20 protein-coding genes are annotated in these 21,248 nt (G+C 46.1%); 15 read left to right on the top strand and 5 right to left on the bottom strand.

Going from position 1 to position 21,248, the window contains the following annotated elements; genetic code table 11:
* Position 1: 1 nt before the first annotated feature.
* The 12 genes from murD (at position 2) to mutT (ending at position 14,630) form a co-directional block, all read left to right on the top strand.
* A complete protein-coding gene (gene murD / locus ACXAD8_RS21615; RefSeq protein WP_475232345.1) occupies positions 2–1,306 on the top strand; it encodes a UDP-N-acetylmuramoyl-L-alanine--D-glutamate ligase in 1,305 nt (434 codons plus the stop codon).
* On the top strand, positions 1,306–2,547 hold the full coding sequence (gene ftsW / locus ACXAD8_RS21620; protein WP_475232347.1) for a cell division protein FtsW: 1,242 nt from the start codon (positions 1,306–1,308) through the stop codon (positions 2,545–2,547). The genes murD and ftsW overlap by 1 nt, the downstream gene beginning before the upstream one ends.
* Positions 2,540–3,625, top strand: coding sequence for an undecaprenyldiphospho-muramoylpentapeptide beta-N-acetylglucosaminyltransferase (gene murG / locus ACXAD8_RS21625; RefSeq protein ID WP_475232349.1), 1,086 nt, complete (start codon positions 2,540–2,542; stop codon positions 3,623–3,625). Before ftsW ends, murG begins: the two co-directional genes overlap by 8 nt.
* Complete coding sequence (gene murC / locus ACXAD8_RS21630; protein WP_475232350.1) at positions 3,622–5,073, top strand: UDP-N-acetylmuramate--L-alanine ligase; 1,452 nt, start codon at positions 3,622–3,624, stop codon at positions 5,071–5,073. Before murG ends, murC begins: the two co-directional genes overlap by 4 nt.
* Before the next feature lie 9 nt (positions 5,074–5,082).
* A complete protein-coding gene (locus ACXAD8_RS21635; protein WP_475232352.1) occupies positions 5,083–6,009 on the top strand; it encodes a D-alanine--D-alanine ligase in 927 nt (308 codons plus the stop codon).
* 1 nt (position 6,010) lies between these two features.
* Positions 6,011–6,742, top strand: coding sequence for a cell division protein FtsQ/DivIB (locus ACXAD8_RS21640; RefSeq protein WP_475232354.1), 732 nt, complete (start codon positions 6,011–6,013; stop codon positions 6,740–6,742).
* A 31-nt stretch (positions 6,743–6,773) separates the two neighbouring features.
* Positions 6,774–8,003: a cell division protein FtsA gene (gene ftsA, locus ACXAD8_RS21645; protein ID WP_475232356.1), complete on the top strand. Its 1,230-nt coding sequence runs from the start codon at positions 6,774–6,776 to the stop codon at positions 8,001–8,003.
* A 58-nt stretch (positions 8,004–8,061) separates the two neighbouring features.
* Complete coding sequence (gene ftsZ, locus ACXAD8_RS21650; RefSeq protein WP_473021207.1) at positions 8,062–9,225, top strand: cell division protein FtsZ; 1,164 nt, start codon at positions 8,062–8,064, stop codon at positions 9,223–9,225.
* 115 nt (positions 9,226–9,340) lie between these two features.
* Positions 9,341–10,258: a UDP-3-O-acyl-N-acetylglucosamine deacetylase gene (gene lpxC / locus ACXAD8_RS21655; protein WP_475232358.1), complete on the top strand. Its 918-nt coding sequence runs from the start codon at positions 9,341–9,343 to the stop codon at positions 10,256–10,258.
* A gap of 229 nt (positions 10,259–10,487) precedes the next feature.
* Complete coding sequence (locus tag ACXAD8_RS21660) at positions 10,488–11,405, top strand: peptidoglycan DD-metalloendopeptidase family protein (protein ID WP_475232360.1); 918 nt, start codon at positions 10,488–10,490, stop codon at positions 11,403–11,405.
* Between the two features lie 122 nt (positions 11,406–11,527).
* Complete coding sequence (secA, locus tag ACXAD8_RS21665; RefSeq protein WP_475232362.1) at positions 11,528–14,230, top strand: preprotein translocase subunit SecA; 2,703 nt, start codon at positions 11,528–11,530, stop codon at positions 14,228–14,230.
* Between the two features lies 1 nt (position 14,231).
* A complete protein-coding gene (gene mutT / locus ACXAD8_RS21670; protein ID WP_475232364.1) occupies positions 14,232–14,630 on the top strand; it encodes an 8-oxo-dGTP diphosphatase MutT in 399 nt (132 codons plus the stop codon).
* A gap of 68 nt (positions 14,631–14,698) precedes the next feature.
* On the opposite strand, the gene ACXAD8_RS21675 is transcribed toward mutT, so the two are convergent.
* Positions 14,699–15,496, bottom strand: coding sequence for a bestrophin-like domain (locus tag ACXAD8_RS21675; RefSeq protein WP_475232366.1), 798 nt, complete (start codon positions 15,494–15,496; stop codon positions 14,699–14,701).
* A gap of 1,134 nt (positions 15,497–16,630) precedes the next feature.
* Here ACXAD8_RS21675 and ACXAD8_RS21680 point away from each other — a divergent pair.
* The 3 genes from ACXAD8_RS21680 to ACXAD8_RS21690 all read left to right on the top strand — a co-directional run bounded on the left by ACXAD8_RS21680 (position 16,631) and on the right by ACXAD8_RS21690 (position 18,670).
* The gene (locus ACXAD8_RS21680; RefSeq protein WP_475232368.1) at positions 16,631–17,080 is read left to right on the top strand and encodes a BlaI/MecI/CopY family transcriptional regulator; all 450 of its coding nucleotides are present in this window, start codon (positions 16,631–16,633) and stop codon (positions 17,078–17,080) included.
* Positions 17,081–18,286 (top strand): M56 family metallopeptidase, encoded by a 1,206-nt coding sequence (locus ACXAD8_RS21685; RefSeq protein ID WP_475232370.1) that lies wholly within the window; start codon positions 17,081–17,083, stop codon positions 18,284–18,286. It abuts the gene before it with no gap.
* 276 nt (positions 18,287–18,562) lie between these two features.
* Positions 18,563–18,670, top strand: a complete 108-nt coding sequence (locus tag ACXAD8_RS21690; protein ID WP_475233054.1) for a M23 family metallopeptidase — start codon at positions 18,563–18,565, stop codon at positions 18,668–18,670.
* 10 nt (positions 18,671–18,680) lie between these two features.
* Here the strand turns inward: ACXAD8_RS21690 and yacG are convergent, their stop codons facing one another.
* Genes yacG through ACXAD8_RS21710 form a run of 4 tightly spaced genes read right to left on the bottom strand, consistent with a single transcriptional unit; the run spans position 18,681 to position 21,235 of the window.
* Positions 18,681–18,896 carry a DNA gyrase inhibitor YacG gene (gene yacG / locus ACXAD8_RS21695; protein ID WP_475232372.1) on the bottom strand — a complete coding sequence of 72 codons (216 nt, stop codon included), beginning with the start codon at positions 18,894–18,896 and terminating at the stop codon, positions 18,681–18,683.
* 34 nt (positions 18,897–18,930) lie between these two features.
* A complete protein-coding gene (zapD, locus tag ACXAD8_RS21700; RefSeq protein ID WP_475232374.1) occupies positions 18,931–19,683 on the bottom strand; it encodes a cell division protein ZapD in 753 nt (250 codons plus the stop codon).
* A gap of 38 nt (positions 19,684–19,721) precedes the next feature.
* Positions 19,722–20,351, bottom strand: a complete 630-nt coding sequence (gene coaE, locus ACXAD8_RS21705) for a dephospho-CoA kinase (protein WP_475232376.1) — start codon at positions 20,349–20,351, stop codon at positions 19,722–19,724.
* Complete coding sequence (locus ACXAD8_RS21710) at positions 20,351–21,235, bottom strand: prepilin peptidase (RefSeq protein WP_475232378.1); 885 nt, start codon at positions 21,233–21,235, stop codon at positions 20,351–20,353. Before ACXAD8_RS21710 ends, coaE begins: the two co-directional genes overlap by 1 nt.
* Between the last annotated feature and the right edge of the window lie 13 nt (positions 21,236–21,248).

A 21,248-nucleotide genomic window follows, 5' to 3' on the forward strand; every position in this document is an offset into this window, starting at 1 on the left:
GATGAATGTGTCGCAACTGAAAAACAAAAAAATCGCGATTGTGGGGATGGGCCTTTCTGGTCAGTCTTGCGCGCGCTTTTTGTTGCGCCATGGCATCTCTGCAACGGGTTTTGACACCCGCAATCTGGAGCAAAGTGCTTTTGCTATCCCTTGTCATTTTGGGCCGTTTACGACAGAGCAGTTTGCTGATTTTGATCTGATTCTGCTCAGTCCAGGCATGGCGCTGAGTACGCCTGCCATCCAGTGGGCAATTGCCAACGGCTGTCAGGTACTGGGCGACATTGCCCTTTTTGCTGCTAATTGTGATGCGCCTATTATCGGAGTTACTGGTTCGAATGGTAAATCGACCGTAGTCAGCATGTTGGAAAGAATATGGCTGACCGCCGGCAAAAAAGTGGCTTGTGGAGGTAACATCGGGTTACCGGCACTGGATTTATTAGAAACGGATTTTGATGTTGCTGTGTTAGAGCTGTCTAGTTTTCAGTTGGAAACTGCCGCCAATATTCCTCTGAGCGCTGCGGCGGTGCTAAACGTCTGCGAAGATCACATGGACCGTTATCCGGATTTTGAAGCTTATTGTCAGGCGAAGCATTCTATTTTTGATAATGCGGATTTTAAATTGGCCAATAGTCTGGACCGAAACACCTACACAGACGATGTAAAGGTTGATGCGTTTATTACAGACGTTAAGACAGAGCAAGGTTTTGGCTTGCAAATGTCTCCGGCTGCCATCACCTTAGATGGACAGCCATATTTAATGGCAGAAGAATTAAAGATAAGCGGAGTTCACAATCTGCTCAATGCCCAGGCCGCCTGCATTATCGCCAGGTATTCGGGTATTGCTGACCAGTTTATTCAACAGGCGCTGAGAGCCTTTGAGGGTTTGCCACATCGCTGCCAGTTGGTAGCCAGACGCAATAATGTGAGCTGGGTCAATGATTCTAAGGCCACGAATGTTGGTGCCACTATCGCGGCAATTCAGGGGTTACGTCCTGTTGTTGACGGTGATTTATGGTTATTGGCTGGGGGGGATGCGAAACAGGCTGACGTCAGTCCTTTGCGCAGCCTGCTTCAAACAGATGTGCAACACCTGATCACCTTTGGTAAAGACGGGGACAGCATTGCAGCATTAAAAGACAACAGTATCCCTGTTGAATCCTTACAAAAAGCGGTGCAGGTAGCAGCGCAGGGTGCGCGTTCAGGAGATATGGTGCTGCTGTCTCCGGCTTGTGCCAGTCTGGATATGTTTGCCAATTATCAGCAAAGAGGTGAAGTCTTTGCTGAAGCTGTGGAGGCATTATCCTGATGCAAGTGTCTTCCAGTTATTTACCTGATTTGTTTGCCTGGCGTCATGATAAAGCCGGTCCTCAGCGTCCCTATGATATCGGACTCTTGATGGCCGCTTTAGCGTTGATGACCATAGGTTTAATCATGGTAACTTCAGCTTCTATGCCTGTGGCAGAGCGACTATTTAATAATCCGTTTCACTTTGCCATCAGACATACCATCTATTTAATTATTTCAGCGATGGCTGCCCTGGTGGCCATGATGATCCCCATGAGTTGGTGGCAGAAAACCAATGCCTATTTGCTGTTTTTTGCTATTGGCCTATTGATTCTGGTGTTGTTTGCCGGTCGCACTGTAAACGGCAGTACCCGCTGGTTGGTTATTGGTCCGATTACGGTTCAGGCCGCTGAACCGGCAAAACTGTATTTCTTCTGTTATTTGGCTGGATATATGGTGCGTCGCTACGGTGAAGTGACTGAAAACCTGAAAGGCTTTATAAAACCTCTAATCGTATTTTTTATTTTGGCGTTGTTGTTATTGGCGCAGCCCGACCTGGGAACCGTTATTGTTATGTTTGCCACTACGGTTGGTTTGCTATTTTTGGCAGGAGCCAAATTATGGCAGTTCTTTGGCTTGGCATTTACCGGTATCGCTGCTGTTGCCGCTCTGATTGTGGTGGAAGAGTACCGGATGCGCCGGGTAACCGCCTTTCTCGATCCCTGGGCGGATCCATTCGGAACCGGATATCAGTTAACTCAGTCTTTGATGGCCTGGGGCCGTGGTAATTTATTGGGTGAAGGGTTGGGCAATAGTTTGCAAAAGCTCGAATTCCTACCGGAAGCTCACACCGACTTTATCATGTCCATAGTCGCCGAAGAGCTAGGTCTGCTCGGCGTGCTGTTAATTCTGGGATTGTTGTTGTTTATTGTGGTCAAAGCGCTCAAGTTAGGTAGTCAGGCATTACAAAGTGAGCGTCCTTATGAAGGTTTTATGGCCTATGCCATTGGTATCTGGATAAGCTTCCAGACAGCGGTCAATGTTGGAGCCAGCTCCGGTGTGTTACCCACAAAAGGTCTGACTTTACCTCTGGTGAGTTCTGGTGGTTCTAGTTTGATTATTATGTCGGTGGCTATCGCGATTCTGTTGCGCATCGATTTTGAATTAAAAACCGGCAAACTGCATGCTTTAAGCAAACCGTCAGTGCGGGCTAAAAAAACTGCAAGAACCAAGAAACGACAGGAGCGAGCTTCTGATGAGTAATCGTTTATTGGTAATGGCTGGTGGTACTGGAGGGCATGTATTTCCTGGCCTGGCAGTGGCGGAGTTTTTGAAACAGCAAGGCTGGCAGGTGGAATGGCTGGGTACAGCCGACAGGATGGAAGCTCAGTTGGTGCCAAAACATGGCTTTGACATTAATTTTATTGATATATCAGGGGTAAGGGGCAATGGTCTTTTGCGCCTGATAAATGCACCGTTCAAAGTGTTACGGGCTATCTGGCAAGCGGCAAAAGTGCTGCGTAGTTTCAAACCTGATGTGGTTTTGGGTATGGGCGGTTATGCCAGTGGACCAGGAGGCGTTGCCGCCTGGTTGAGTGGCATTCCATTAGTATTGCACGAGCAAAATGCGGCCCCGGGAATGACGAATAAGTTATTGGCCCGCATAGCGAAAAGAGTGCTCACTGCGTTTGATAATGCCGGCTGGCTGGAAGGCAATAGCAAAAAACAGCAGGTTGGCAATCCGGTGCGTGCGGCATTTGCTCAGATAAGCGAAAAATCTTCTTTAACGGATGATTTGCGGATTTTGATTTGTGGCGGTAGCCTGGGAGCCCGGGCATTGAACCAACATGTGCCTGAAGCTCTGAGTCAACTTGATAATCGGCATTTTCAGGTTTGGCATCAGGCCGGAAAAGGCAATAGCGAAGAGGTCCTGCAGGCCTATGAAGCGAGTCAGCTTAACTCTGAAAATATCAAAGTGGCTGACTTTATTGAAGAAATGATGGAAGCCTACGAATGGGCAGATATTGTGATATGCCGTGCTGGTGCTCTGACCGTTTCGGAAATTGCCTTGGCCGGTCGGTGCGCTATTTTCGTGCCATTGCCCCATGCAGTGGATGACCACCAAACCAAAAACGCGCAATATCTGGTGGCCAAAGACGCAGGTGTTTTGTTACCCCAGTCGCAATTGACGTCTGGTGAATTAGTAACAGTGTTAAATAAATTGAATTCAGAAAGAGAGCGTATTATTCAAATTTCAAAGAACGCCAGAAGTTGTGGTGAACGCAGCGCTACCGAAAAGGTGGCCAATGTGTGTATTGAACAAGCAGGTATCAATCGATGAATCAGCCAGGTAGTACAACCTTTGCAAATCCGGTGATGGGGCGTATCCGCCGCATTCACTTTATTGGTATTGGTGGTGTCGGCATGGCGGGCATTGCAGAAGTATTGCTCAATGAAGGTTACGAAGTGTCAGGCTCTGACCTAAACGTGTCTAACCTGACCCGCCACCTTACCAGTTGTGGCGCCAATGTGTTCTTAGGCCATGCAGAGTCTAATGTTATCGAAGCTGATGTTGTGGTGGTGTCCAGCGCTATTAATCCGGAAAACCCGGAAATTAAAGCGGCCTATGAGCGACGCATTCCCATTATTCGCAGGGCAGAAATGCTGGCGGAATTGATGCGTTTTCGTCATGGTATTGCTATTTCTGGTACTCATGGCAAAACCACTACCACAAGTTTGACGGCCACCATTTTTGCTGAAGGTCAATTGGACCCAACCTTTGTCATTGGTGGGCGACTTAACAGCGCCGGTAGTAATGCACGTCTGGGAAGTAGTCGTTATCTCATTGCTGAAGCCGATGAAAGTGATGCGTCCTTTTTGCATCTGCAACCCATGGTAGCAGTGGTCACCAACATTGAACCTGATCACATGGAAAACTATGGTGGTGACTTTGCGCGTATGCAGGACACCTATATTGAGTTTTTACACAACCTGCCATTTTATGGGCAGGCAGTATTGTGTATTGATGATGATACTGTGCGGGAGTTGCTGCCCAGAATCAGTCGCCAATACACCACTTATGGATTTAGCGACGATGCTGATGTGCGCGCCTGTGATATTCAATTGGGCCTAAATCAGTGTCAGTTTGTGGTGAAGCGTCATCAACATGCCGATTTGCAGATCCAACTTAATCTTGCTGGTAAACACAATATTCAAAATGCCCTTGCGGCTATCGCTGTCGCCACGGCAGAAGGCGTCAGTGATCAGGCTATTCAGTCCGCTTTACAAAGCTTTGCAGGTATCGGACGCCGATTTGAGATTTTGGGGAATTATCCTGTCAATCAGGGCGAAGTTATTCTGGTGGATGATTATGGTCATCATCCAACTGAGGTGGCAGCCACCATTGAAGTGGCGCGCAATAACTGGCCAGACAAACGACTAGTGATGATTTATCAACCCCACCGTTTTACCCGAACCCGGGATCTGTATGAAGATTTTGTAAGGGTATTATCAAAGGTGGATTTATTATTGTTGTTGGATGTCTATCCGGCCGGTGAAAAAGCCATTGAGGGGGCGGATAGCCGTTCATTATGCCGCTCTATTCGCAATCGCGGTGGTATCGACCCTGTGCATATTGAGTCACTGGCCGAATTACCTAAAGTATTGGTGAATGTGCTCAAAGATGGCGACGTTTTAATGACCCAGGGGGCCGGAAATATCGGTCAATTGGCGAAAAAGCTACAACAAACGCAATTAGATTCAGCGCAATTATTGCAATTGGTGGTTTAGATAGTGAATATGAGTGATTTGGGTAAAGTCGCGGTTTTATTAGGCGGAAACTCTGCAGAACGAGCTGTGTCTTTGCGTTCTGGTGAGGCAGTAGCTCGTGCACTTGAAGAAAGTGCTGTAATGGTTTTGCGTTTCGACCCGGCAGAGCGATCTGTAACGGAGTTGCTGACTGAAAAGGTAGACCGCGTGATTATCATGTTACATGGTCGCGGCGGTGAAGATGGTGCTATTCAGGGCGCGTTGCAGACGTTGGGGCTGCCTTACAGCGGTAGTGGCGTTTTAGGTTCTGCACTGGCAATGGACAAAATTCGCAGTAAGCGTATTTTTGAAGCTGAGGGCTTGCCTACAGCCCCTTATCGCGTTGTTACCGAGGCGCATCTGCAAAATTTTGATGCTCAGAAGATCATGGCTGAGTTAAACCATGAAATTATGGTTAAACCCGCTTTGGAAGGCTCTAGTATTGGCATGTCGCGAGTTCAGTCGGCTGACCAATTACAAAGCGCTATCGAAAAAGCGCTGGAATTTGATACTGAAGTCTTGGTAGAGCAGTTTGTAACCGGACAGGAATATACGGTTTCTGTGTTGGCGGATGAGGCATTGCCTTCAATTCGCATGGAAACACCACGCAGTTTTTATGACTATGAAGCCAAGTATCACACAGATACTACGTCCTATCATTGCCCCTCGGGTTTGTCTGAACAAGACGAGCAAGACATAGCTCAGATTGCGTTGGCGGCTTTTAAAGCGGTTGGCGCTGGCGGCTGGGGACGAGTGGATATAATGCGGGATTTGCAGGGCAATTATTACATCCTTGAAGTGAATACTGTGCCTGGCATGACCGAGAAAAGCTTAGTACCCATGGCGGCCAGGCAGGCGGGATTGTCATTTGCTGAACTGGTGTTGGCAGTAGCGCAAACTTGCGAGTGTCGCCGTTGATATGTCGACATCGAATACAGAGAAATGGCGCTCTCCTGAGTTTATCGCAGGTGTAATTTTTCTGTGTGCTGTGTTGTTTGGATTGGTATTTGCCGGACAAGCAGTAATGAGGTGGCTTCAGGATGAACAAAAAATACCTTTGAAACAGGTGTTGGTTTCGGGTGAATTGACCCAATTGACTGCCAACGATATTGATGAAGCCGTGCGCGAAGGCACGGCAGTTAGTTTATTTGCCATTGATGTGGATGAAGCCCATCAGGCGATAGAGAGTTTACCTTGGGTGTATCAGGCCTCGATAAGGAAGTCATGGCCTGATACATTGAAAGTTTATGTGGTTGAGCAGGTAGCGGTGGCTCGTTGGAACGAGGACATGCTGTTAAACCAATACGGTGGTGTTTTTGATGCTGCCTGGAAAGGGCGGGAGTTACCTTCCCTGTATGGTCCAGGCGGCAGTGAATTGACTGTTTTGCAAGGTTTAAAAGCGATGCAGGGCTTGCTCAATGGCAGTGAGTTACAGATTACTGAGCTTTCCTTGAGTGAGCGCTACGCGTGGCACTTAAAGCTCGATAATGGCATTCAGTTGCGTTTAGGACGCACCGAGTTTATTGACAGATTACAACGGTTCATTGATGTCTATCCGTTGTTACTGAAAAATGAAAAGGCTGTAGCCTATGTAGACCTCCGTTATGATACGGGGCTGGCGGTAGGATGGCGCGAGAAATCGCCGTCTTAATTTATGAGTTGTGACAGGAAATAAGAGAATCGTGTCGAAAGTAACAGACAGAAATTTAGTGGTAGGTCTGGATATAGGTACCAGCAATATCAAAGCCGTGGTAGGCGAAGTGATGGAAGATGGTGCCATCAGTGTTGTTGGTGTTGGCTCAACTCCGTCGAAAGGCATGGATAAAGGTGGTGTAAACGACCTGGACATGGTGGTTAAATCTGTCAAGCGAGCGGTTAATGAGCTGGAATTGATGGCGGATTGTCAGGTGTCTTCTGTGTTGATGTCTATATCTGGGCGACATGTAAAATGCCAAAATGAAAGCGGCATGGTACCTATCAACAATCAGGAAGTTACCCAGGACGATGTCGATAATGTTATCCATGCTGCGCGTTCTGTACCTATAGCGGCTGAGCGAAAACTACTGCATGTTTTGCCGCAGGATTATACCATTGACGTGCAGGAAGGCATCAAAAATCCGGTGGGAATGTCCGGCGTCAGAATGGAAGCCCGTGCCCACATAGTGACATGTGCCGAAGATATGGCAAAAAATTTAGTAAAATGCGTAGAAAGATGTGAACTCAGGGCGGATCAGATGATATTCTCTGCTCTTGCTTCCAGCTATGCGGTGCTTACCGAAGATGAGAAAGAGCTGGGAGTTTGTGTTGTCGATATCGGTGGTGGCACCATTGATATGGTTATCTATTCGGATGGTGCAATTCGTCATACGGCAGTTATCCCGGTGGCGGGCAATCAGATCACCAATGATATAGCCAAGATCTTCCGTACGCCAATAAGCCATGCTGAAGAAATAAAAGTGAATTATGCCTGTGCCTTAAAAGACATGGTCAGCATGGAAGAAACCATTGAAGTGCCCAGTGTTGGTGGACGTGCTGCACGCACCATGTCCAGACATACTCTGGCTGAAGTGGTGGAGCCCAGATATCAGGAATTATTTGAGTTAATTCACGAAGAAATCAAATCCAGTGGGTTTGAAGAACAGATTGCTGCCGGCATCGTATTGACCGGTGGAACAGCCAAAATGGAAGGGGTTGTGGAGTTTGCTGAAGAGTTGTTCCAAATGCCAGTAAGAGTAGGAACACCTTTGCAGGTTAAGGGATTGGCGGAGTATGTAGATGATGCTACCTATGCCACCGCCGTCGGATTATTACATTATGGTAGTGAACAAGTTACTACCAAAAAGAATAATAAAAACAGTGCCAACGAAAGCATATGGGAACGTGTACAAAGTTGGTTTAAAGGGGAATTTTAAGAGCGGGCCAAATGCGCTAGGTTCGCTTTAAAGTGAAAGCTAAATCGGAGAGTAAATTATGTTCGAATTAATGGATACCCATAACGAAGAAGCTGTCATCAAGGTAATTGGTGTCGGTGGTGGCGGTAACAATGCCGTTGAGCACATGGTGTCACAATCTATTGAAGGTGTTGAGTTCATCGCGATCAACACGGATGCACAGGTGCTGAGAAATTCCAGTGCTAATCTGACCCTGCAAATTGGTTCTAATGTAACCAAGGGGTTGGGTGCAGGCGCGAACCCTGAAATGGGCCAAAAAGCCGCTGAAGAAGACCGCGAAACTATAAAACAGGCCATTGAAGGTGCTGATATGGTGTTTATCACAGCGGGCATGGGTGGTGGTACCGGAACCGGTGCTGCGCCTGAAGTAGCTAAAATTGCCAAAGAAATGGGGATCCTGACGGTTGCGGTTGTGACCAAGCCATTTCCTTTTGAAGGCAAAAAGCGCAGCACAATCGCTGATGGTGGTATGGCAGAATTGGCCAAACACGTTGATTCATTGATCACTATCCCTAACGAAAAACTGTTAAAAGTAATGGGCCGTGGCACTCCACTGTTGCAAGCCTTTAGTGCCGCAAACGACGTATTGCGCGGCGCAGTACAGGGTATTGCTGAACTGATCACGCGCCCTGGTTTGATTAACGTGGATTTCGCCGACGTCAGAACCGTAATGTCTGAAATGGGTACGGCTATGATGGGCAGCGGTGTTGCAAAAGGTGAAGATCGCGCTGAAGAAGCCGCCGAAGCCGCCATTGCTTGTCCGTTACTGGAAGATATCGATCTGTCTGGTGCTCGCGGTATTCTGGTTAATATCACTGCTGGTCCAGATTTCGCCATCGACGAATTTGAAACCGTGGGTAACGCAGTAAAAGCATTTGCTTCTGAAAATGCCACAGTGGTTGTGGGAACCGTTATTGATATGGACCTGGCTGATGAATTGCGCGTAACTGTAGTTGCGACAGGTATTGGCGCAGAGAAAAAACCTGAGATTTCTATTGTTTCTAACAGAAGCAATCGGGTTAACGCTGAAGCCAGTGAATTTAAATTACAAGCGAATGGAACTGATTCCATTGTGCCAATGTCTGAAACAGGAAAGGTCAGCACTATCGTTGACGAAAAAGCAGACAGTGGTGATCTGGAATACTTAGATATTCCAGCGTTTTTACGTAAACAAGCTGACTAATTTAGTTATAAAAGCTTGCGGTTTTATTACATTTAGTTGACTTTATGGTCAATGAAAGGGTAAACTGCGCGCCGCTTTTTTGTTAGTTGGCTAATTTATATACACAAGGTTGGGCATGATCAAACAACGCACAATAAAACAAGCTGTATCAGCGACCGGTATCGGTCTACACAAAGGGGAAAAGGTCACCATGACTCTCCGGCCTGCTCCTGCAAACTTTGGTGTAGTGTACAGGCGTATTGATCTGGAACCATTTGTGGATATTCCAGCTAAAGCCAATGCCGTGGGTGACACCATGCTGTGTACCTGTCTGAGTAACGATGATGGGCACACTATTTCTACGATTGAGCACTTGTCTTCAGCCTTAGCGGGTTTGGGGATTGATAACCTTATTGTGGAAGTAGACAGCAACGAATTGCCTATTATGGACGGTAGTGCCAGCCCGTTTATTTTCCTGTTACAAACAGCGGGCATAGATGAACAAAGTGCAGCGAAACGCTTTATCAAAGTGAATAAAAAAATCAGGGTGGAAGATGGAGACAAATGGGCCGAATTCCTGCCTTTTGACGGATTCAGAGTTGATTTTACTATCGACTTCGACCATCCGGTGATCAAGCAAACTAACCAAAGAATGGTAATGGACTTCAGCAGTGAGTCATACATTGATGATGTCAGCCGTGCGCGCACCTTTGGTTTTATGCGGGATCTGGAGTTTATGCATGCCAATAACCTGGCATTAGGCGGCAGTATGGAAAATGCTGTAGCTTTGGACGAATATCGCGTGCTTAATCAGGAAGGTTTGCGTTACAAAGACGAATTTGTAAAGCACAAAATTCTGGATGCAGTCGGAGATTTATATCTTGGTGGACATAGTATTATTGGTGAACTTAAAGCCTACAAATCTGGCCACGGATTAAACAACAAACTGCTCAATGCGTTAATGGAAAACCAGGACGCATGGGAGTTTGTCAGTTACGAATCCAATCAGGATATGCCAATCAAATACGCCATGCCGGGATTGTCCTACTCCTAAATAATTTTCAAAAGCCACATTATCCAATGTGGCTTTTTTGATTTTACCCAATGAAAACGGCATTTTGGTCGATAATACTTTTGTATAAAGCAATCTGACAGATGCGGAAGATTGACTTATTATTAATGTGTGTTTATCTTTCTCGCTTTGTTGCGTAATGCAATCAAGGGAACAGATACGCTTGTTGATGTAAGCGGCTCTCACTTTAAAGAATTGATATTAAGCGTATATGAGTCTGACAATATTATATCGAAGTCGTCGATTTAAGCTGATAAAAACAATATCACTCGGCAAGCTCGCCTTGGGCGGTATTTTCGGTGGTTTGGTGCTCGGCGCTGTATTGATTTCTGAAAATGAACCAGAGCTCAACTTCTCTGCCCGGGTTGCCGTCACCCAAACGGGATTGATAGAACAACAGCAAGAACTGCATCAGTTAAGACAAACCACAGAGCAAAAACTCACAGGTATGTTGTTAAAGCTCGGAGAAATGCAAAGCGAACTGCAACGTCTGAATGCTTTGGGGGAAAGGCTGGCAGTGGAGTCAGACTTGCACATAGAAGAGTTTCAGTTTGGTCAACCTATGCCTATAGGTGGACCCAGCCATGACGTTGAAATGCCTTCGGTGGATTCTTCTCTGGATGTGCTGAACCAGATTGATGCCATGATGGCGCAATTGCAGAATAAATCTCAACAGCTTCAGGCCCTTGAATCTGTGCTAATGCAACACCATATACAAAACGAAAGCTTCATATCAGGCAGACCTATCGAGAGTGGCTGGTTGTCGTCCTATTACGGTATGCGTAAAGATCCGTTTTCGGGTTTACCCGCAATGCACAAAGGAATCGACTTCGCCGGTAGCGAGGGTGCCCCGGTAGTGGTCACCGGTGCAGGAATGGTGGTGTGGTCAGGACCCAGATATGGTTATGGGAATTTAGTGGAAGTGGATCATGGCGATGGATTTGTCACTCGTTATGGGCACAATAAAAAAATCCATGTTAAAATCGGCGATGTTGTCACCAAAGGTCAAAAGATTGCTGATATGGGACAAACCGGACGGGCTACGGGTGCCCATGTCCATTATGAGGTGCTGAAAGACGGCAACCAGATGGACCCACTGCAGTTTGTTTATCGAAAAGCAGTGAACTGAAGCTTCACAGTGATAAAAGGTTTTCAACAATCGGCTCATTCGAGCCGATTGTTTTTATAAAGTATTGAATAAAATTCAAAGGACGTCTGATATAAGGCTCCGGATCAGGAAAATAAGAGTTAATGTTTGCAAATATCCTCACCAAAGTTTTTGGCAGCCGCAACGACAGAACGCTAAAAAAATTAAATAAAGTTGTTACTCAAATTAACGCCTATGAGCTTGAGTATGAAGGGCTTTCCGATGCTCAGCTAAAAGATAAAACTCAGGAGTTTAAAACTCGTTTGAGTGAAGGCGCCACACTGGATGACTTGTTACCGGAAGCCTTTGCGGTTGTGAGGGAAGCCAGTAAGCGTGTTTATGGCATGCGTCACTTCGACGTTCAGATGCTGGGTGGTATGGTGCTGAACCAGGGTGAAATTGCCGAAATGCGCACTGGTGAAGGTAAAACGTTAACTGCAACCTTACCTTCATACTTAAATGGTTTATCCGGCAAAGGCGTACATATCGTAACGGTTAACGATTATCTGGCACGACGCGATGCGGAAGGTAACCGTCCATTATTTGAATTCCTGGGTCTTACGGTTGGCTGTAATGTTCCGGGCATGAACCACGCTGATAAGAAAGAAGCTTATGCTGCTGATATAACTTACGGCACAAACAACGAATTTGGCTTTGACTATTTGCGCGACAACATGGCATTTAGTCCGGAAGAGCGGGTACAACGTCCGCTGAACTTTGCGGTTATCGATGAAGTTGACTCCATCCTGATTGACGAAGCCAGAACGCCTCTGATTATTTCTGGTCCGGCAGAAGATAGCTCGGAAATTTATCGTCGCATAAACACCATTATTCCTGAGTTGGTGCAGCAGGACAAAGAAGATGAAGAAGGTCAAGAAGGCGATGGTGATTACACTATCGATGAAAAGGCCAAGCAAATCCATCTGACCGAACGCGGTCAGGTGCACGTCGAAGAAATCCTGCATCGCATTGGTATTTTACCGGAAGAGGAATCTTTATACGGTGCCACCAATATTTCGTTACTGCACCACGTCAATGCGGCACTGCGGGCTAATAAGCTGTTCCAGAAAGATGTTGATTACATCGTTAAAGATAATGATGTGATCATTGTTGATGAACACACCGGACGTACAATGGAAGGACGCCGCTGGTCTGACGGCTTGCATCAGGCGGTAGAAGCCAAAGAAGGCGTTAAGATCCAAAACGAAAATCAGACTCTTGCCTCCATTACTTTCCAGAACTATTTCCGTTTATACAACAAGTTATCCGGTATGACGGGTACAGCAGATACCGAAGCGTTTGAATTTAATCATATCTATGGTTTAGATACGGTAGTAATACCGACTAACAAGCCTATGGTCCGTAAGGATATGGCGGATTTGATCTACATGACAGCGGAAGAAAAATACGAAGCTATCGTGGAAGATATTCGCGACTGTGTTAAACGCGGTCAGCCAGCCTTGGTGGGTACAGTTTCTATTGAAAACTCCGAATTACTGTCTCGCATACTGAAGAAGGAAAAGATTCCTCATAAGGTACTTAACGCTAAGTTCCACGCGCAGGAAGCGGAAATTGTAGCGCAGGCCGGTAAGCCTGGTGCAATCACCATTGCCACTAACATGGCGGGCCGTGGTACCGATATTGTGTTGGGTGGTAACTGGCAGGCTGAAGTCGCTGCCATCAATGATCCCAAGCCGCAAAAGGTTGAAAAGATCAAAGCCGAATGGAAGGTATTGCACGACAAGGTACTGGAAGCCGGTGGTTTGCATATCATAGGTACCGAGCGCCACGAATCTCGTCGTATCGATAACCAGTTACGTGGTCGTTCTGGACGTCAGGGTGATCCGGGCTCATCGCGTTTTTACTTGTCATTGGAAGATCCATTGATGCGTATCTTCGCCTCTGATCGCATGGCGGGCATGATGAAGCGTCTGGGAATGGAACGCGGCGAAGCTATCGAACATCCCTGGGTAACTAAAGCCATTGAAAACGCACAGCGCAAAGTGGAAGGCCGCAACTTTGACATCCGTAAGCAGTTATTAGAGTTTGATGATGTTGCTAATGACCAGCGTAAAGTGATTTACGAACAGCGCAATGAATTGCTGGACGAAGGCGATATCAAAGAAACAATTGATGTTATTCGTAACGACGTGGTTGAAGATATGATCAACCAATATATCCCACCGCAAAGTCTGGAAGAAATGTGGGATGTCAGTGGCCTGGAAGAGCGTCTGAAAGCAGACTTCTTACTTGATTTGCCCATCGCCAAGTGGCTGGAAGATGATGACAAACTGTATGAAGAGTCATTGCGTGAGAAGATCCACGAAGCTATCAATAATGCCTATGCTGAAAAAGAAGAGCAGGTGGGCGCTCCGGTGTTGCGTCATTTTGAAAAAGCTATCATGTTGCAAAACCTGGACAGCCACTGGAAAGAGCATTTAGCAGCGATGGATCACTTGCGTCAGGGCATTCACTTGCGTGGCTACGCACAAAAGAATCCGAAGCAAGAGTACAAGCGCGAATCATTTGAGCTTTTCAGTCAGATGTTGGAAACGCTGAAAGTGGAAGTGATTAGCATCTTGAGTAAAGTACAGGTACGTGCCCAATCTGATGTCGATGCAGTAGAAGAAAAGCGTCGTCAACAGGAGCAGGCCGTACCCAAAAACTTTGAACACCAGTCTCCAAATCAATCACAAGATCAGGGGCAGCAGCAGGTGGTGCGCAACCAACCTAAAGTTGGACGCAATGATCCTTGCCCTTGTGGCTCTGGTAAGAAATACAAGCAATGCCACGGTAAGCTGAGCTAGCATGACCAAAGTGGTGGAAGTGGCCGTTGGCGTGATTCTGCGAGATAAAGAGGTTTTCCTCACTCGCAGAGCCAAGGAAGCGCATCAGGGCGGTAAATGGGAGTTTCCTGGTGGTAAACGCGAGGCCCATGAATCCATCACTGAGGCGTTATTCAGAGAGCTTCAGGAAGAAGTGGGCATTGAGGTTTTAACCGCCAGCCCACTGATTCAAATCAACCATGACTATGGTGATAAAAGCGTCTTACTGGATGTGTTTACCGTGTCAGAGTTTGCCAATGAACCCGAGTCCAAAGAGGAGCTGGAATATCGTTGGGTAGCCATTAACAATCTCCCCGACGTTGATTTTCCCGCCGCTAACGGCGTTATCGTCGACAAGCTATTAAGCCAGTTTGACAACTGACCACTGCTTTTAATAATCAGTGTCTATTGGGCTGATTATTAGCCCCAAAGTTATTTGCTTTCTTATCACTAATCAGTGTCTATTTGAAGCAATTCCACTAGTGCACTTTGATCTACGGTGATCAAGCCGCGTTTAGGTCGATCCAGGTCAATGATAATGAACACTATCAGGGTAATTAAGAACGAGATTAACGATAAAGGCACAAAGACGCGTTTATTACTCAAACCAGATGAATAGCCCATCATGCTGATAGAGGCCACAATCACAAAAAGTAGCAGTAACAAAATTGGCTCGGGAACATGAGCTTTTAATAGCGCACTGCGTTTGCTTTGTCGGTCTATCAATTCGTTTAACGAGTTCAGGAAAGCACCAGTTGTAGCAGGCCTTGCGTCTGCTGCTGATGCCGCAATCGCCAATGACCATAGCTCTGCCTGAATGGTCGCAATGCGCTGGTTGTAGGCCTGGCGCTCTTCGGCAAGTGTTAAATCCACCGCTGACATCTCAATTCGGGCTTTCACGTATTCTTGTAGCACTGGCTTAATTGCAGCCTGTTGTTCTGAAGGTAATAGGTCGGCTCTTAATATTGCGGTACCTATCGCGTTGGCTTCATCGATTAAGGCCATGCTGCGATTGTCAAATCGTTGCATCGACATGCTGAAAGTAAAACCAATTAACAGTGCCAGCAAACCGAGAATACTGACTTGCACAGAAGCCGTTAAGGCTTTGACCTCGTCATCAGTTCGCGCCTGAACTAAAACCCCGATCCGGTAGCAAACTTCATTGCAGAAAATGATGGTTAAGAACAGGGCTGTGGCAATGGCTATGCTGCTAAAGCCGAATAAAAGTGAAGAGTGTTCAAGTGGCATATTGTGACTTTGTAAATTTTGATTATCGCTTATTTTACTGAGGCATTGATCCCTGTTCCAGTTAAAGTCAGAGGCGAGTGGAAAATACTCTTAATTAAACCTGATTCTGTGCTTACTTTGTCAGTGTTTTATCGAAAAGTTCAAAGCAGGTGGAATACAGGGCGAGAGCATGAGTGCTCATTTAGTGTCCAGAAACTAATAATGTTCAGTTGGAGATAGTCCAAAATTGATTCGTTTGCGGGTTCGGTTCCGCCAATATTTGTTCGGTGTGCTGAACCTAATCTCCCTTTACGCGCAATAAACTACGACATCAGTTAAAACAACGATGAGAGATATCAGGGATGATAGCAAATACCAATAAGTGACGTTAAGCATTCGCTCAGCGCCATATCAGCGAGCTTAATTCGAGGCGCGTGAATGAAGTAATACTGGTGGTCTTTCGAATTTCACGCAACAAAGAAGTAAGCCGCTGAGATGGCGTCTTCGATGGATTTGAAACGGTTTTATACGTCGTTAGATGTTTTTGATTTAACCCATTAAACCTGTAAACATCTGCCTTGTCTAAAACCGTTTCAATTTCCACTGAGTAGCATGCTTAACGTCACTTATTGGTATACTCAATGCCCAGCACAGGGATGTGCTGTCATTGATGGTCGTCGTTGTTCTGATGGCGAAGTTTATGCTTTTGAGCGTCAGGGGCGGCGGGGGGGGCTTAAGGGGGGCGCAGCCCGGTCCCCTTAAGGCGCAGTCGGCGCCCCGACAATGATTTAGATTAAATGATAATGGTTGAATTAGGCCGCGACACCGAAAAAGTTTACCTAACAGCAAACTCAAAACCAGAGCCTGAAGTTAGGTTGAGTACTGCAATATCGATAATTTAAGACGTAGCCAAAACAATTAGGTTTTAGCTTAGGTTAGGTCTAGCTGTGTCGGATGTCGCTCAAAAATCGTTCGCGATCTTGCCCTGAGGTGGAATAACTTTGTATATCACTGGTAATACCCAAAAAGTAATGCGAATACTGAACCTAAATTATGGTTTGCTTTCCACGGTTACTTGCCATGTTTTGAAAGTGCGACTTGTGTCGCATTTCGGGTTTTGTTATCCTGCGACATATGTCACATTAAGGATGAATCATGAAGCCTAATTCTACAGAACTTACCATTCTAAAGCTGCTCTGGAAGAAAGAACCCAGAACCGGAAGCGATATCCATGAAGCGTTACAAGTGAAACTGGGCTGGAGCTATTCATCCACCCGAAAAACACTGGAACGCATGGCAGACAAAGGTTTAATCGCTGAGGGCAGGCAAGGTAACCGGAAAATTTATACTGCTATATTGGCAAAGGTACCAACATTGGCATTGCTTGCGCGGGATTTCGCAAAGCAGGTGATGGAATTGGATGAACCACTACCGGTAGCCATGTTTTCCGACAGCAAATTAATTAACCATGAAGAATTAGGTGAGTTAGAAGCGGTTCTGGCTGAGCTTTGCGAGCCGAAAGATCATCATCCAGGTATCGACAATCTCCCTGAAGATAATGGGGATAAGGAAAAAGTCAGCAGAGACAAGGGAGTGAAGGGGTAAATGATTGAAATATTGACTATGGGCGGTTTATGGCTGCTGTGGACTGGCATATTGTTTGGGCTTGCTGTTTATTTGGCAAAGCGGTATCCAACCTATACCAGTATCTGGTGGGGAGCGCTGTTACTGGCGTTCTGTCCATTATTGCCGGTACCGGAAGGCATCGAATTTAGCGCAATCCCGGTGGCGATTACAATGCCTTCCCTTCCTGAATCTATCTTGCCCATGTCAGCTTCACAACTGACAGGCTCCGAGTTGTCAGTACCAAATAATGGGACTGCGATTTTTCTATGGTCATGCTATATCGCCGGGGTGTTATTTTTACTTAGCAAGCTGTTGTATCAATACACAGGGTTGCACAGAGTTTGTCGGAGCGCTGAGGTCATAAAACTGGGACGGCATAAGTGTTATCAATTACCTGCAGGCGGCTCGCCTTTTGTGTTTGGTGTGTTTAAGCCCAGAGTTTACGTGCCTGAAGAGTTTAAAGCATTGCCAGCCACGGAACAGCAGGCTCTGCTGTATCATGAGCTAACTCATATCTCTTGTGGTGATCACCTTGCGGTTTTGGCCTGGCGATTAGTTGTCATTCTAAGCTGGTTTAATCCGTTTATTCGTTTAATGGAAAAACAATTTGTTCGTTCAATGGAGTTTCGCTGCGATCAGATCACACTGGGCAGAAATGACCTTTGTCGCAAGTCTTATGCAAGGGCATTGCTGAATTCACTCAAGCGCAGCACTCTATCAAGCGCTGCCGTGATGCCGGGTTTTAGTAGCGCCAATTTAGGGGCTGACGATTACAAAAAACGTTTTACGCTTATTATGACTTCTCATAAACAATCCGGAGTGACGCTGTTGCTAGCACTTATGGTTACCCTGTTCAGTGGTATCTTGTTTGCCAAAGTGCAATATGTCGCTGCTCCAATACAGAGCCCTGTAAGTTGGGCTTATCCATTGGCAGATACCCATATCACCTCGGGTTTTGGTCATGTTTCTCGGCTGCGGCAATACAAAAAGCATGGCGGGGTTGATTTTGGTGCGCCCAAAGGAACACCCATAACTCCGGTTGCCGATGGCCTGGTGGTTATCGCTGATCAAACGAGCTTATCTAAAAACTATGGCAAAGTGGTTGTACTGCAACATGACAATGGTTATAAGAGCCTTTATGCCCACCTGAGCGAAATAAAAGTTCAGCCCGGAACAGAAGTATGATACCAATTCCATTATATATTTGCCCTCTCAGCGCAGCCTCAGGGACATTAGTTCGAGGCGTGCGAATGAAAGAATACTGGTGGTCTTGTGAACTTCGCACAACAAAGAAATAATGTTCCTGAGGCGCGTCTACGATGGGGCCGAAAAGCATTTATACTGTGTTGGATGTTTTTGATTTAGGCCCACTAGACCGGCAATCATCCGCCTTGTCTAAATGCTTTTCATCACCCACTGAGATGTGTAAATATATAATGGAATTGGTATATAGGCCAGACTATCGGGCTGGTTGGTGCCACAGGTAAAACAACCGGACCGCATTTGCATCTGGAAATCATCAAAGAGGATAAACGCTTAGACCCTTTGGCGATATTAGACAGTCGCTAGGGCCTGAGAATTAATGCTGGTTGTTTTGTCTGGCCAGCATCTCTTCGATATCTTCCGGATCGATACTGATTTCACTGGATTGGGTGATGGGGGAAGAAATAGTGTGGCTCTCATCGGCCCATTCTCCGAGATCGATGAGTTGACAGCGTTTACTGCAAAAAGGTCTGTGTTCGTTGTCTTTTGACCATTCAATTTCAGTTTGGCATGTAGGGCAATTTACTTTCATTAATATAGATACCAGAAATAATAGGAGATGCCTGTTAACAACAAGCCAATTTAAAGTTAATAACTTTGTCTACAGAAACCTGACCCAGTTCATCGGGGTCAAATAGCATGAAGCGTATGGCATAGCGGTATTTATTGCCGCTTAAGGTGGGGTAGTAGTTGTCATTGGCATCGCAGTGGATGCGGATTAAGTCGTTTTTGTCATCGGCAACACCCTGATAAAAACCCTTAACGGCCTCTACCGATTCGAATCGCCCACGTTCCCGCAAGAAAGACAAGGTGATTTCAATCGCCTGTTGGATCAGACTAAACTCGCCAATCCAGCGTTCAATATCCGCTTTGATATTGGCTTCAGGTTGTTTTAGCCAATAATGCAGATTTGGCAAATCAAAGCTACACGTAGCTCCGGGAATAGAAAAGCGCTGTTTTATGGATAAAAGAAAGCGTTCGCCGCGCAAACCTGAGCCAACTTTAGCACTGCTTTTCAGTTTGGCTTTTAGCTCCAGAATACGCTGCAAAGCCATATCCAAAGCTTCTTTATCAATTTTTGGGTGTTGCGCCCAAAGACGCAAATTCTTTTCGTGATTATCGATATCTTTCAGGATATCGGTGCGCATATCCAGCCGCTCTAACAGCTCCAGCAGCGTAAAATAACAATCGAAAAAATGAATAAACTGCCAGTCTTCGGAGCACTCTCTGGCTGAGTGTAATTGCTTAAATAGCTGCTCCAGACGCAAGTAAGTACGTACTTTTTCGTTTAGTGGAAATTCATAAACGGTATTAGACATGCATTCTGCTCAAATCGGTTACTATGGGTTATTACTTGCTATGGTTTATTGTCGACGCTATCTGAAGCCTGCGCCAAAGTTAAATACTTATTGTGCAAAGTGGCAACCTGAAGCTGTAATTGCTCGATGTCGCCATCGTTAACAACCACATCGTCGGCAAGTGCCAGTCGCTCATTTCTGCCAGCCTGTGCCTGCATTATACTTTTTATTTGCGCTTCTCCAACCCCGTCACGTTGACTTGCTCTGTGCAATTGCGTTTCTTCTGAGCAATCCACCACCAAAACCCGGTGCGCCAATGCTTGCAACTGGTTTTCCACCAGTAAAGGAATAGACAAAATGGCATAGTTGGATTCGGCTGCGCGACATTGAGCTAGCATCTCAGCTCTGATCAGCGGATGTAATAGCTGGTTTAGCCAGTTTTTAAGCTCTGTATTACTGAATACTTCTTGTCGCAATTGTGCTCTGTTTAGTTGGCCATTCGCAGTGAGTACCTCAGAGCCAAACTTTTCCTGAATTGCTTTTAATGCTGGTGTTCCCGGTTCTACAACTTCACGAGCAATAACATCGGCATCTATCACGTCGATATTGTAGTGCTTTGCAAACATATCCGACACCGTCGTTTTCCCCGAACCTATTCCGCCAGTGAGGCCAACAATAAAACCACTCATCAGAGTATCATCTGCCAGTAAAAGTTAACGATTGCCTCACCATAAAAAAAGGTGATAAGCCCGGCGATGGCCAGATAGGGACCAAAAGGAATCGCCTGACCTTTTTCTGTCTGTTTAGTTAGCATCATCAAAATGCCAATAATCGCGCCCACAAACGAGGATAAAATGATAATTACGGGTAAGTAACTGTAACCGGTCCAGGCTCCTAGTGCGGCAAGCAGTTTAAAATCCCCATAGCCCATGCCTTCTTTGCCGGTGAGTAATTTAAATGCCCAATAGACACTCCACAAACTGATGTAACCCAAAGCGGCCCCCAGTAATGCGTCGCTTGTACTGATAAAGGTATTGTTGAGACTGAGCAATAAACCCAGCCACATCAGGGGCAGGGTGATCTGGTCAGGCAATAGCATGGTGTCGATATCAATAAAGGTCAGAGCAATTAAGCTCCACAAGAATACTAATGCAAATAGCAGCTGTTGGCTGGGCCCAAAATGTATGGCAAGTACAACGGATAACAAGCCAGTCAGTGCTTCAATGGAAGGATAGCGTGCCGAAATAGGGGTCTGACATTGGCTGCATTTAGCTTTAAGCCAGAGCCAGCTTAGCACCGGAATATTTTCCCATGCGCGAATCTTGTGGCCGCAGGATGGGCAGGTTGAGGCGGGAACAGCCAGATTAAATCTTTCGGGTAGTGAGGCTTTATCCGATGTGGCCATCGTCGTTTCAAAATGCTCTTCGCAGGCACATTTGAAATCCCGCTCCATCATTACGGGTAAGCGATAGATAACGACATTCAGAAAGCTGCCCACTGTCAAACCAACAAACAATACTACTAGATAGAACAGCCAGGGGTAGACATCAAATACGAGTAACAGGTTTTCCATTGTTATTTTTCTT

Source organism: Planctobacterium sp. AWH2_060 (genome assembly GCF_056158425.1).

What these genes read in the sequence shown, in the direction of transcription:
- murC (WP_475232350.1), top strand. Translation starts at nt 3,622, where the DNA reads ATGAATCAGCCAGGTAGTACAACCTTTGCAAATCCGGTGATGGGGCGT.
- murD (WP_475232345.1), top strand. Translation starts at nt 2, where the DNA reads ATGAATGTGTCGCAACTGAAAAACAAAAAAATCGCGATTGTGGGGATG.
- ACXAD8_RS21680 (WP_475232368.1), top strand. Translation starts at nt 16,631, where the DNA reads ATGAAGCCTAATTCTACAGAACTTACCATTCTAAAGCTGCTCTGGAAG.
- ACXAD8_RS21685 (WP_475232370.1), top strand. Translation starts at nt 17,081, where the DNA reads ATGATTGAAATATTGACTATGGGCGGTTTATGGCTGCTGTGGACTGGC.
- secA (WP_475232362.1), top strand. Translation starts at nt 11,528, where the DNA reads ATGTTTGCAAATATCCTCACCAAAGTTTTTGGCAGCCGCAACGACAGA.
- ACXAD8_RS21710 (WP_475232378.1), bottom strand. Translation starts at nt 21,235, where the DNA reads ATGGAAAACCTGTTACTCGTATTTGATGTCTACCCCTGGCTGTTCTAT.
- yacG (WP_475232372.1), bottom strand. Translation starts at nt 18,896, where the DNA reads ATGAAAGTAAATTGCCCTACATGCCAAACTGAAATTGAATGGTCAAAA.
- ACXAD8_RS21660 (WP_475232360.1), top strand. Translation starts at nt 10,488, where the DNA reads ATGAGTCTGACAATATTATATCGAAGTCGTCGATTTAAGCTGATAAAA.
- ftsW (WP_475232347.1), top strand. Translation starts at nt 1,306, where the DNA reads ATGCAAGTGTCTTCCAGTTATTTACCTGATTTGTTTGCCTGGCGTCAT.
- zapD (WP_475232374.1), bottom strand. Translation starts at nt 19,683, where the DNA reads ATGTCTAATACCGTTTATGAATTTCCACTAAACGAAAAAGTACGTACT.
- ACXAD8_RS21635 (WP_475232352.1), top strand. Translation starts at nt 5,083, where the DNA reads ATGAGTGATTTGGGTAAAGTCGCGGTTTTATTAGGCGGAAACTCTGCA.
- murG (WP_475232349.1), top strand. Translation starts at nt 2,540, where the DNA reads ATGAGTAATCGTTTATTGGTAATGGCTGGTGGTACTGGAGGGCATGTA.
- coaE (WP_475232376.1), bottom strand. Translation starts at nt 20,351, where the DNA reads ATGAGTGGTTTTATTGTTGGCCTCACTGGCGGAATAGGTTCGGGGAAA.
- ACXAD8_RS21675 (WP_475232366.1), bottom strand. Translation starts at nt 15,496, where the DNA reads ATGCCACTTGAACACTCTTCACTTTTATTCGGCTTTAGCAGCATAGCC.
- ftsZ (WP_473021207.1), top strand. Translation starts at nt 8,062, where the DNA reads ATGTTCGAATTAATGGATACCCATAACGAAGAAGCTGTCATCAAGGTA.
- lpxC (WP_475232358.1), top strand. Translation starts at nt 9,341, where the DNA reads ATGATCAAACAACGCACAATAAAACAAGCTGTATCAGCGACCGGTATC.
- mutT (WP_475232364.1), top strand. Translation starts at nt 14,232, where the DNA reads ATGACCAAAGTGGTGGAAGTGGCCGTTGGCGTGATTCTGCGAGATAAA.
- ACXAD8_RS21640 (WP_475232354.1), top strand. Translation starts at nt 6,011, where the DNA reads ATGTCGACATCGAATACAGAGAAATGGCGCTCTCCTGAGTTTATCGCA.